We start from the raw sequence: 12,145 nt of genomic DNA on the forward strand, positions 1-12,145 counted from the left end.
GGTTGTGCCAGTGCTCGTTGTTAGTGTCCCCTTCGGCCCGTCGAGACCCGGCGGCCGAAGGGGAGGGACAGCACATGACCAGGCACGCAGGCCGAAGACGCCTCGCGACGGCGGCACTCGCCGTCGCGGCGGTGGTGGCGGGACACGGCGGGGCGGTGGCGGCGACGGCTGCCGAGAATCTGCCGCCGAGGCAGCCGGTGGCGGCGGATCTGCTCACCGAGGGCAAGGAGTGCGCCGAGGGCGTGGACAGGCCCGTTGTGCGGGTCGCTCCGACGGTCAGGGCCACTCTGTATGACCAACTGGGGCAGGGCCAGACCCTGCCCGACACCCTGAGCGCGCAGTTCGAGTTGTGGTGGCGGGACGACTCGGGTGTGGAGCAGCGCAAGACCTACACGACCCCGGGAAAACGCTCCGGCGACTTCTGGACCCTGCGGTTCCCGTCGGACATTCCCGCGGAGACGGTGATCTCGTGGCGGGTCCGCGCGGACGACGGTAGGGCCCTCTCCCCTTGGAGCGACGAAGGCGACGGCCCGGCCTGCGAGTTCGTGTACGACAGGACACCACCCGAGAAGCCCGTGGTGGTGGCTCCCGACTTCCCTGACGACACGGTGGCCTCGGGCGGGGCGGGCCGGTACGCGACGTTCACCGTCGACTCGCCCTCGGACGAGGTCGTCTCGTACATGTACCACTTCATCGGCGGCGTGCCGGTCACCGTCCGGCCGGACGTGCCCGGTGGCCCGGTGGCGATCCGCCACCTTCCGCTGAAGTGGGGTGTCAACACGCTGAGTGTGCAGGCGTACGACCGCGCCGGAAACGGTAGCGACCGCACCACCTTCTCCTTCAAGGTGAACGGCCCGGACGCCCCCGTCGCGCGATGGACGCTGGCCGACGCGGCGGGCTCCACCGCCGCGTCCGCCGTGACCGGCCCCGCCGCCCGCGCGGGGACCGGGGTCACCTTCGGAGCCACCGGGCCGTCCGGTACGCCCCTCACCTCGGTGGTCCGGTTGGACGGTTCGGGCCACGGCTTCCTCACTCCGGACGCATCAGTGATCGACACCACGAAGACCTTCGCCGTGGGCGCCTGGGTGCGGTCCGGTCAGCTGGAGGGCACCCGGACGATCGCCAGCCAGGACGCGGGCGCGGCACCCGGGTTCACCCTCGGATCACGTGTCGAGGACGGCGCGCCGGTGTGGTCGTTCGCCTTCGGCGGTGCCCGCGTGTCGGGCGGCGACCCGGACGCCGGCGAGTGGAACTACGTACTGGGTCAGTACGACGCCGAGACCGGCCTGCTGCGGCTCACCGTCAACGGCCGGGACGTCGGTACGGAACAGCGGGCGACCGCCGTCGCGAGCCCCGGAGCGTTCCAGATCGGCAGGGCACGCGGCGCCGACGGCTACCGGGAGCGCTGGCAGGGCGAGATCGGTGACGTCCGGGTCTTCGACCGGGTCGTGGTCCCGGAGGAGGTGACGGCGCTCCCCCTGCGCAAGGCCAAGGAGCTCGGGCACTGGGCGCTGGAGAGCGCGTCGGACGGCCTCGCCCAGGACACTCACGGCGGGGCGCCGCTGGTCCTGGGACCCGGCACCTCGATCTACAGCAGCCCCTTCGACGCCCTCGTGGGCCGCGGCCACCTGGAACTGGACGGTGTCACCGGCTTCGCCGCGACGGACCGACCCGTGGTCGGCACGGACGAGAGCTTCACCGTCGCCGCCGTGTTCCGCCTGGCCGACAGTGAGCCGGACCGCCCGATGACCGTGCTGTCCCAGGGCGGGACGAACACGGACGCCTTCAAGGTCCGCTACGAACCGTCGACGTCGCAGCTCCAACTGGTCATGTCCCACGCCGACGAACAGGGCGCGGAGGAGACCGTTCTGAGCCGGTTCGCCATGGCGGACGGCGGACAGGGGATCGGGCACACCGTGGCCGTCGTCCACGACGAGGTCTTCGAAGAGCTCCGTCTGTACGTGGACGGCGAGGGCGGCCAGGGCGATTCCCTCGTCACCTTCGACCACGCGTGGAAGAGCACGGGCCCCCTCCAGGTCGGACGTGGTCGTACCGCCGACGGGTGGGGCGAGTACCTGCACGGCGCCGTGGACGAGGTGAGGGTCTTCTCCGGAACGCTCTCGGCGAGGGACCTGCCCGGAGTGGGCTTCGGCCACGAACCCTGTTTCTGCTGACCCCCCTCGGGTCCCTCGGCCCCTCCCCGCCCGGCTGCCACACTGGAGCGACCGTGACGGGGAGGGGCCGAGGCGTATGGCGGGGCGGGAGCAGGGGCGGGGGAGTGGGCATGGGCAGGTGTCCATGGCCGAGTTGATCCGGCGGCGGCAGCGGTTTGTCGGGCGGCGGGCCGAACTGGGCGCCTTCCGTGACAACTTGGGCCTCGCCCCCGACGACGAGGCCCACCGCTTCCTCTTCCACGTCCACGGCATCGCCGGCGTCGGCAAGACCTCGCTCGTCCGGGAGTGGGAGAAGACCGCGCGCGAGTGCGACGCGCTGACCGCGTACGTGGACGAGGCCGCCAACAGCGTGCCCGAGGCCCTGGCCGCCCTCAGTGCCGAATTCGCCCGCCAGGGGCACCCGTTCAAGCGGCTCGACCGGCTCCTGGAGACGTACCGGCAACGCCGCCACGAGGCGGAGTCCGCCTCGCTCGCCGATCCGGCGGAGACGGCGGAGACGGGGGAGACGGGCAATGAGGAGCGCCGCCCGCCGCCCTCCGCCGCCGGCACCGCCCTCGCCACCGCCGGGACCATCGGCCTCGGCATGGTCCCCGTCGTCGGGGCCTTCGCCGGAGTGCTGGACACCGCCCACCTCGCCGAGGGGGCCGACCGGCTGCGGGCCGCGCTCAGCGCGCGGTTCCGCAACCCCGACGACGTACGGCTCGTCCTGACCCCGGACCAGGTCCTGACGCCCGTCCTGGTCGGGGAGTTGACGGAGGTCCTCCGCCAAGTCCCCTGGATCACGCTCTTCTTCGACACGTACGAACGCACCGCACCCTTCCTGGGCGGCTGGTTGCACGACCTGATGACGACCGAGCGGTACGGGAAGCTCCCCCTCCAGGTCGTCGTGACCCTCGCCGGCCGGCAACCGTTCGACACCACTCTGTGGGACGGCTTCGCCGACTTCATGACGGACGTACGCCTCGACCCCTTCACCGAGGACGAGACACGCAGGCTCCTCGCGGCGAGGTCCGTCACGGAGGAGACGGTGGTGGCGGAGGTGCTGCGGCTCTCCGGCGGACTGCCCGTCCTCGTCTCGACCCTCGCCCAGAACCGCCCCGCCGACCCGGACGACGTCGGCGACCCGAGCGCGACCGCCGTCGACCGTTTCCTCAAGTGGGAGCGGGATCCGCTGCGGAGGCGCGTCGCCCTGGAGTGCGCGCTGCCGCGCGGACTGGACGAGGACGTGTTCCTGGCGGTGGTGGAGGAGGCGGAGGCGGGGGAGGACGCGGGGGAGGACGCGGCGGGACTGTACGACTGGCTCCGCGCCCTGCCCTTCGTCACGGAGAAGACCAGCGCGAAGACCAGCGCGAAGGCCAGCGCGAAGACCACCGCGCATGCCGCCGGACTCCGCTACCACGACGTCGTCCGCGCCCCCATGCTCCGCCTGCGCAGAACCCGCTCGCCGCGCGGCTGGAGCGCCCGCCACACCGCGCTCGCCCGCCGCTTCGCCGCCTGGCGGGAAGAGGAGGAGACGGGCCCGCGCGCGGACGACCGCTGGGAGAGCGGCCGTTGGCGCGCGCTGCGCCTGGAAGAGACGTACCACTCCCTCTGCGCGAACCCGGGGACGGCCCTCGCCGCCGCCCTGCGCGACGTGGCGGAGGCCTGCCGCGAGAGCGTGGGCGCGGCACGGCGCTGCGCGCTGGCGCTGGCGGAGGCGGGGGAGGACACGGACGACGCGGTGGTACGGGAGTGGGGCCGGCGGCTCGGCGCCGCGCTCGACGAAGACGACGCAGGCGTAGGGACGGGCGTACGGACCACCCTCGGCCTCCTCCTGGACGGCAGCGCCCTGGACACGGCGGGCCGCGCGGTCGCGCACCGGATACGCGGCCGGGTCCTGAGCGCCGAGGGCCGGTACGAGCCGGCGCTCGCCGACCTCGACCGGTCGCTCGCCCTCGTCCCCGGCCGGTACGAGGCGTACCTCGACCGGGCCGTCACCCACCGCGGGCGCGGCGACACCCCGGCGGCCCTCGCCGACTTCCGCCGCGCCGGCCAACTGGCCCCGGACACCCCCGAGATCCTCCGGGCCTGGGGTGAGACGCTGCGCGCGGCGGGACGGTACGAGGAGGCGGTGGCCCTGCTGGACCGGGCGATCGAGGCCGCGCCGGGGGACGCGTACGCGACGGCGGTCCGCGGCAGCGCCCTGCACCGCCTGGGACGCCACACCGAGGCCCTCGCCGACCTCGACCGCGCGGTGGCCCTGGACGGCCGCTACCTGTGGGCGCTGGTGCGCAGGGGGCGGTTGTTCTGCGCCCTGGGTGAGCACGACCGGGCCGTCGCCGACCTGGACCGGGCGGCGGAGATCGCGCCGGACAGCGACTGGATCGCGTCGGAGCGGGGCGACATCCACCGCCTCGCGGGCCGCTACGAGGAAGCGGACCGCGAACTGACCCGCGCCCTGACGCTCAACCCCACCCACCCCTCGGCCCTCGCCGGCCGCGGAGCCACCCGCCACCGCCTGCACCGCGTCGCCGAGGCACTGACGGACCTGGACGGCGCGATCGCGCTGCGCCCCGACTACGCGTGGGCCATCGAATACCGGGAACAGATACGCGCGGAATCGGCCGCCGCACTCTCACGAGCCCGGCATCACCGACAAGACAGCGTCTAGATCACGCCGCTTCCGCCCGCGCCGCCACCCCCCGTCCCCGTTCGATTACAGTGCTGCGCACCGAGCCGCCGAGAGGTGCGGCGCGAGGCGCGGCGAAGGGAGAGGGGCGCGTGAGCACACCGTCCGGAGCCGCCGTCTGGGGGCGCGCGGAGCAGCAGGACTTTCGCAGCCGGGTACGGGGCTGTCTGCTCGGTGGTGCCGTCGGGGACGCGCTCGGGGCGGGCGTCGCGGGACTCACGCTCGACGAGATCCGGGGCGTGCACGGCTCGGACGCCGTGGTCGACTACGTACGCGCGTACGGCCGCCGCGGTGCGATCACCGCCGCCACCCAGCTGACCCTCTTCACCGTGGACGGACTGATCCGCGCCCAGGTCCGCAGGGACACCGGCGCCTGGCACCCGCCGACCGACGTGCACCGCGCGCACCTGCGCTGGGCGGCCACACAGCGCGACTGGGGGCCGGACCTCCGCCGCAAGGACAACGGCTGGCTCGCGCAGGAGGAGTGGCTGTACGTACGCCGCGACCCGACCATCTCGTGCCTGACCGGGTTCGGCGACACCGTCATGGGCACGCTCGACAAGCCCAAGAACCCCACCGCGAGGGACGCGGGGGCGCTCGTACGGTCCGCGCCGTTCGGCCTGCTCGTGGGGTGGGAGCCGCAGTTGGTGTGCCAGCTCGCCGTGGAGTGCGCCGCGCAGACGCACGGCCATCCCACCGCGTACCTCTCCGCCGGTGCCTTCGCCGTGATCGTGCACGGTCTGGCCCGGGGGGAGGCGCTGGAGGCGTCCGTGGCGCGAGCCCTGCTGCTGCTCGGCCCGCGCCCGGGGCACGAACCGGTGTCCCAGGCCCTCCAGGCGGCGCTCGGCGCCGTACGACAGGGCATTCCGGGTCCTGACCGTATCGCCGAACTCGGCGAAGGACGCGCCGCCGAGGACGCGTTGGCCGTCGCCGTGTACTGCGCGCTCGTCGGTGAGGACATCCGCCACGGGCTGCGCCTCGCCGTCAACCACGACGGCCCGTCCGGCGCCACCGGCACGCTGTGCGGGGCGCTGCTCGGGACCCTGCACGGGGAGACGGCGCTGCCGCCGGCCTGGCTGGCGGAGCTGGAGGGCCGGCCGACCCTCCTCGAACTCGCCGACGACTTCGCGATGGAGATGACGCAGGGGCCCGCCCTGCACAGCCCGACGGTCGCGGTGTCCGGCTGGCTGGCGCGCTACCCGAGGGGCTGAACGAGGCGTACGGAGCGCCGGACGGGCCTGGAACGAACCGAAGCCCGCCCGGCGCTCACGTACTCATGTACGCGACCGCCGGGCCAGCGGTCAGCCGTCCGACGACGCCTTCCCGCCCACCACCTTCGCGTCCCGCGGCTCCGCCTGCCCCGGCAGGTTCAGCGACGCCGCCGTCAGGCCCGAACCGTCCCCGTCTCCCTGGCCGTTGATCCGCGCCAGCAGCACATCGCGCTCCGGGGTGTCCTCGGGCTTGAGGAAGCCGATCACGATGTACAGCACCAGCGAGACGGCCAGCGGGACCGACACCTGGTACTGGAGCGGCACCCCGCCGTCGACGTTCCAGTTGATCGGGTAGTTCACCAGCCAGAAGGCCAGCAGGCCGAACGCCCAGCTGACCAGCGCCGCCGTCGGACCCGACCTGCGGAAGGTCTTGAGCATACCCAGCATGAACGGGATCGCGATCGGACCCATCAGGCCGGCCACCCACTTGATGACCACGGTGATGATGTCCTTGAACGTCGGCGAGTTGACCTGGGTGGCGATCGCCATGGACAGCGCCAGGAACGAGATCGTCGACAGCCGCGCCGCCGCCAGCCCTGCCCGCTCCGACCAGCCGCGCGCCGCCTTGGAGAGGGCGGGCGCGATGTCGCGGGTGAAGACGGCCGAGATGGCGTTCGCGTCGGAGGAGCACATCGCCATGGTGTGCGAGAAGAACCCGACGATGACCAGGCCCAGCAGCCCGTGCGGCAGCAGCTGCTCGACCATGAGGGCGTACGAGTCCGAGGCGTCCGGCTTCTGCGCCTTCACGAGCAGCGGGGCGCACCACATCGGGAAGAACAGGACCAGCGGCCAGACCAGCCACAGGATGGAGGACAGCCGCGCCGAGCGGGTGGCCTCACGGGCGTTGGCGGTCGCCATGTAGCGCTGCGCCTGGTTCCACATGCCGCCGTTGTACTCGAAGGTCTTGATGAAGAGGAACGCCAGCAGGAACGTCACGGTGTACGGGCCCGCCACCGGGTCCGCGTGCCCGTCGGGGAGCTTGTCCCACACCGTCCACAGCGAACTGAAGCCGCCGAGCTTGCCCATGACGGCGATGAGCATCGCGATCCCGGCGAAGAGCTGGATGATGAACTGGCCCAGCTCGGTGAGCGCGTCCGCCCACAGGCCGCCGACCGTGCAGTAGATGCCCGTGATGACACCGGTGATGAGGATGCCCTGGTTGAGGGAGAGTCCGGTGAAGACGGAGAGCAGGGTGGCGATGGCGGCCCACTTGGCGCCCACGTCCACGATCTTCAGCAGCAGACCCGACCAGGCGAGCGCCTGCTGCGTCTTCACGTCGTACCGGTTCTTGAGGTACTCCAGCGGCGAGGCGACGTGCAGCCGCGAGCGCAGCCGGTTGAGGCGTGGCGCGAAGAGCTTCGAGCCGATCCCGATGCCGATGGCGATGGGCAGGGACCAGGTCACGAAGGACGTGACGCCGTAGACGTACGCGATGCCCGCGTAGCCGGTGAACATCACCGCGCTGTAGCCGGACATGTGGTGCGAGATGCCGGACAGCCACCACGGCATCTTGCCGCCGGCGGTGAAGAAGTCGCTGACGTTGTCCACGCGCTTGTGCGACCAGATGCCGATCGCGACCATCACACCGAAGTATGCGATGAGCACGATCCAGTCGAGGCTGTTCATGTGCCCCCTCCAGGGGTCCGCCTTGTGAACGTCGATGCTCTTCGTCAGTACGTCCGGATCAGCGGTGGCCCCGTGCGGGAGCGGGGACTTCGGGGATTGAACCGCTTGGCGCGGCGGCGGGTCAAGGCCTCCCGAGGTCATAAATGTGAACATGGATCAGAAAGCCGAACGATTTTACTTGTTCTTGACTCTACGGGGCGTTGTCGTGAACGTGACGACGACCACACGATGAGCGAGCACTTCGTCAGAGTTCGAAGAGGTCGATGAGGCCGACGTTCGAAGCGTCCGGTCGTTCGGAGGCAAAAAAAGACGACCGCCGGGATGCGGGTCCCGTGCGGTCGGGTGAGGGAGTGGGGAAGTGAGGCGGTAAGGCGCTGGGGCATGGCCGAGCCCCCTCGGCCAGGACGGCGGACCGGTCGAGAGGGCTCTCACCTTGGGGTGCGAAGGGGGGTGCGAACGCGGCCGCGATCAGCCGATGTCGAACGCGCCCCTGCTCATTTCCTGGACGAAGGAATTCCACGATGCGGGGACGAAGGAGATCGAGGGACCCTCGGGTGCCTTTGAATCCCGTACGGCGATGGACTGGACCTCGGGTGATTTGACCTCGACGCAAGCGCCGTTACCGCCGGAATACGAGGACTTCGTCCACGTGTCCGTAGCGCCCTGAAGAATTGCCATGTTCGCTCCGGTTCAGCAAGTGGTGGAACATCACGCCAACTTCCTGCTGGCATGATCGACGCTACTCGTCCGCCTCGATGGGCGGGACGGGCGTTCACTCATCCGGATGGCATATCGGAGGGCAGCCTTCCGCGTTGGGGCGGTTGAGGTGTAGCGTGCCCTCACCCCGGCGGGGAAATGGACGTACGAGACATTTGGGAAGCTGCGGGGAAGTTGCTGGGAAGCTGCTGGGAAGTGATGCCGGAAGCGGTGCCGGGGGGCGGCCGGCGCGCGGCCGCCGCCCCCCGACCGCCTCAGCGGGCGTATTCCTTGGCGATTTCCGCGATGAACTGCCGTGTCTGGTCGACGTTCAGGGCCTGCGCGCGCAAATGCTCGTACATCACGCTGTACCGCTGCACGTCATTCGCCTTCTCCAGATAGAGGTCGCTCGTCACGCCCTCGATATAGACCACGCTGGAGTCGGACGCGTCCGGGAATTCGAGAATCGCGTAGTGACCCGAGATGCCGGGATGCGCGCCCATGTCGAACGGCAGCACCTGCACGGTCACATGCGGGAGTTGGGACTGCTCCACGAGGTATTCGAGCTGCTCTCGCATCAGTTGGCGGTCGCCGACGACCCGGCGCAGTGCCGCCTCGTCCACGACGGCCCACAGGCGCAACGGTTCCTCAGTGGTGGTGACGCGGTCCTGGCGGCGGATCCGTACCCCCACCCGCTTCTCGACGTCGCCGGCCGCGGACTCGGGCAGCGCGCCGTTGATGAGCGCCTCGGCGTACCGGCGGGTCTGGAGCAGCCCGGGGACCACCTGGGGCTCGTACACGCGCAGCGAGGCCGCGTCGGTCTCCAGGCCGATGTACACGCTGTACGGGATGTCGCCGAAGGCGTGCCACCAGCCCTGCTGGCGGGAGTCCTTGGCCATCTGCATCAGCGAGTCGACGATGCGGGTGTCCTCGACCTCGTACACGCCGCACAGGTCGCGGACGTCGCGCTGGCTGATGGAGCGGCGGCCGTTCTCCAGACGGCTGATCTTCGACTGGGAGACCAACAGGCGTTCCGCCACCTCCTCGGCCGTCATGCCCTTGAGCTCACGGAGCCGTCGAAGCTCCTGTCCCAATCGGCGTCGCCTGACGGTGGGGTTGACGTTGGGCGCCACGGGAAACTGCACCTCCGGCTGCATAGCTGATAGCTGTACGTATCTACTGCTCAGCAGACTGCCACCAAAGGTCCCAACTGCGCGGGAAAACGGCCACAGAGACGAATACGCCGGTTTCCGCGCGGGGGCGGCGCCGGAGGGCCACAGGCGTGGGCGGGTGCCCGGAACGCAACACGCGGGGCAGCCCTGGAGTCAGGTCTGCCCCGCGTGTCCTGTGCGGCTCCCGAACCGGGTCTGGGGACGACGGTGCGGCGGATTGCGTGGTGGTGCGGTTCTGCGGCGGTGCGGTCAAGACGGAACAACAGGTGCGGCGTTACCGACCCGCGTGGTGTGGCGCGGGCGCGCGACTGTCAGCGCGACTGTCCGTACGACTGTCCGTACGTACGACGGTCAGTGCGCTGCGACGCGAGCCATGCCACTCACGTGATGCGGCTGCATCGGCACGCCCCCCGGCCGTCCGGCGGGAGCGCCCTGCGCGCTCCGTTCCGGCTGGCCGCGGTGCGATTGAGCGCCCGCACCGTTCTGGACGTCCATGACGGCGTGCGCCACAAGACCGCCCATGGGGTCGTGTCTGATCAGGTCCCGGAGGCGGGAGCGCGACGAGCGCCCCTCGTTCCCGGGGTACAGGTGCTTGCCGAGTCCGACCGCGTGGGCCAGCGCGGCGAGCGCCGCGGTCCGCGGGTCCGGCGGTACGCCGGTGCGGATCGCACTGTCCAGCCGGGCCCTGATCTCCCGGCTGATCGCCGTCTCCGTCGCCTGGTAGCGAGTCGTCGGCAGCACTCCACACATCTGGGTCGAAACGGCATGCACCATGCCGCACCGCTCCAGGTGCGAGAGGTAAGTCTGGCGCAGCCCCAGGCGGGGCCCGCCAATCCAATGGACAGCCCGAACCGGGCTGCCGCGTCTGCGCAGCAGTTCCAGTGCGGAGTCCAGAGTCGGATCTCCGGTCGGCCGTGGCATCACCACGGCGATACGATCCCCATCGGGGGCTATCCGTCCTGCCAGAGCCAGCTCTACTAGCTGTGCCCCGGCCAGGCCGAGGTCGAGCGACTGCGGCTGCGCTGTGGTACCCGTGGCCGGGTCCAGAGCGAGAAGCAGAAGCTCCTCCGGAATTGTTCTGCGGCTCTTGCCCATCCATGCCTCCCCGCGTGGATGAATGACAGGGTGACCCCTCTCACAATGGTCTGTCGAGAGTGCCTGGGTGCTTTGTGCGGGAACCGTTATGTATGTCGTTCTCGTCTAGCACCGGGACAGCGGTTCCGGACAGGAAACTCGTAGATGGTTCGGACAGTACGGCGCGTCGCGCGAGGTGCCGTATGAGACATGAAGGAGACGCGGTGGCGGGCGAGTCCCCCGGCAAGTCGGAGCAGCAGAAGTCGTCGGGGGAGACGACTCCGGGCGAACGGGACCCGCGCCTGGCGGTCTTCCGCGAAGCCGCGCCCGAGACCCCCGCGGACGGCGCGACGAAGGTGCTGCGGACGGTGACCGGAGAGCTGGACCGCGAGGGGGCCCGGAGGACCGGGGAGCCCGCTCCGGAGACGCGCGAGGCCGCGTCGGCCCGGGAGACACCGGACGCCCGGGAGACACCGCGTGTCCGGGAGGTCCCGGAGACCCGAGGGGTACGGATCCCGAAGCGCGGGGCTCCGGGGGACCGGGCCTCTGGGGCCGGTGCGGCGGAGGGCGACCGGGCTCCGCGGGATCAGGTTGGGCAGGACAGGGTCCCGGAGGGCGGGGGATCCGAGGGCAGGGCTCCGCAGGACTCGGCTCCTGAGGCCGGGGCGTCCGAGGGTGACCGGGCTTCGCAGGGCGACGCGTCCGACGGCGGGGTGCCGGAGGACCGGCTCCCGGATGGCGCGGCTCTCAAGGGCCGGGCGTCCGAGGACCGGCCGTCGCCGGGACAGGTTCCGGGGAGCCAGGTCCCGCAGGGCGAAGCCCTCGACGGGCGGGCGCCGGAGGGTCATCTCCCGCAGGGCGAAGCTCCGAAGGGCCGGGCGCCCGAGGACCAGCCCTCACAGGGGCGGGCCCCGGAGGGTCAGGTCCGGCAGCGCGAAGCTCCGCAGGACGAGGCGTCCGACGGGCGGCCTTCGCAGGGTCAGGTTCCGCAGGACCGGATCCCGCAGGACTCGGCTCCTGAGGCCGGGGTGTCCGAGGGCGGTCGGGCTTCGCGGGGCGAGGAGTTCGGCGGGCGGGCGCCGGAGGGTCGGCTCCCGGAGGGTGCGGCTTCCGAGGGCCGGGTGTCCGGGGACCAGGCCTCGCGGGGTCAGGCTCCCGGGAGCCAGGTCCCCCAGGACGAGGCGTTCGGCGGGCGGGCTTTGCAGGGCCGGCTCCCGGAGGGTGCGGCTTCCGAGGGCCGGGTGTCCGAGGACCAGCCCTCGCAGGGTCAGGCTCCGGTGGGCCAGGTTCCTGTGGGCCAAGTCCCTCAGGGCCGGGCCCCGGAGAGCGAAGAGCCCAAGGGCGGGGTTCCGCAGGGCGATGTGTCCGACGGCGGCGGGGCTCCGCAGGGCCGAGCGTCCGAGGACCGGGGCTTGCAGGGGCAGGCCCCCGGGGGTCAGGTCCGGCAGGGCGAAGCTCCGCAGG

Annotated in this window: 8 protein-coding genes; 3 read left to right on the top strand and 5 right to left on the bottom strand. The window is 71.5% G+C overall.

What is annotated here, in order from left to right; all coding sequences use genetic code 11:
• Positions 1-74: 74 nt before the first annotated feature.
• The 3 genes from OG349_RS21350 to OG349_RS21360 all read left to right on the top strand — a co-directional run bounded on the left by OG349_RS21350 (position 75) and on the right by OG349_RS21360 (position 6,053).
• A complete protein-coding gene (locus OG349_RS21350; RefSeq protein WP_327236126.1) occupies positions 75-2,174 on the top strand; it encodes a LamG-like jellyroll fold domain-containing protein in 2,100 nt (699 codons plus the stop codon).
• A 124-nt stretch (positions 2,175-2,298) separates the two neighbouring features.
• Positions 2,299-4,824: a tetratricopeptide repeat protein gene (locus OG349_RS21355; RefSeq protein ID WP_327236127.1), complete on the top strand. Its 2,526-nt coding sequence runs from the start codon at positions 2,299-2,301 to the stop codon at positions 4,822-4,824.
• A gap of 110 nt (positions 4,825-4,934) precedes the next feature.
• Entirely contained in the window at positions 4,935-6,053 is a 1,119-nt protein-coding gene (locus OG349_RS21360; protein ID WP_327236128.1) for an ADP-ribosylglycohydrolase family protein, read from the top strand.
• A 90-nt stretch (positions 6,054-6,143) separates the two neighbouring features.
• Here OG349_RS21360 and OG349_RS21365 read toward each other — a convergent pair whose 3' ends face one another.
• The 5 genes from OG349_RS21365 to OG349_RS21385 form a co-directional block, all read right to left on the bottom strand.
• Positions 6,144-7,739 (bottom strand): sodium:solute symporter family protein, encoded by a 1,596-nt coding sequence (locus OG349_RS21365; RefSeq protein ID WP_327236129.1) that lies wholly within the window; start codon positions 7,737-7,739, stop codon positions 6,144-6,146.
• A gap of 468 nt (positions 7,740-8,207) precedes the next feature.
• The gene (locus OG349_RS21370; protein WP_327236130.1) at positions 8,208-8,417 is read right to left on the bottom strand and encodes a DUF397 domain-containing protein; all 210 of its coding nucleotides are present in this window, start codon (positions 8,415-8,417) and stop codon (positions 8,208-8,210) included.
• 293 nt (positions 8,418-8,710) lie between these two features.
• Complete coding sequence (locus OG349_RS21375; RefSeq protein WP_327238653.1) at positions 8,711-9,568, bottom strand: helix-turn-helix domain-containing protein; 858 nt, start codon at positions 9,566-9,568, stop codon at positions 8,711-8,713.
• Between the two features lie 390 nt (positions 9,569-9,958).
• Positions 9,959-10,702 (bottom strand): GOLPH3/VPS74 family protein, encoded by a 744-nt coding sequence (locus OG349_RS21380; RefSeq protein ID WP_327236131.1) that lies wholly within the window; start codon positions 10,700-10,702, stop codon positions 9,959-9,961.
• Between the two features lie 875 nt (positions 10,703-11,577).
• On the bottom strand, positions 11,578-11,982 hold the full coding sequence (locus OG349_RS21385; RefSeq protein WP_327236132.1) for a hypothetical protein: 405 nt from the start codon (positions 11,980-11,982) through the stop codon (positions 11,578-11,580).
• Positions 11,983-12,145: the final 163 nt, after the last annotated feature.

Origin of the sequence: Streptomyces sp. NBC_01317, assembly GCF_035961655.1 — a bacterium.
GTDB lineage: Bacteria > Actinomycetota > Actinomycetes > Streptomycetales > Streptomycetaceae > Streptomyces.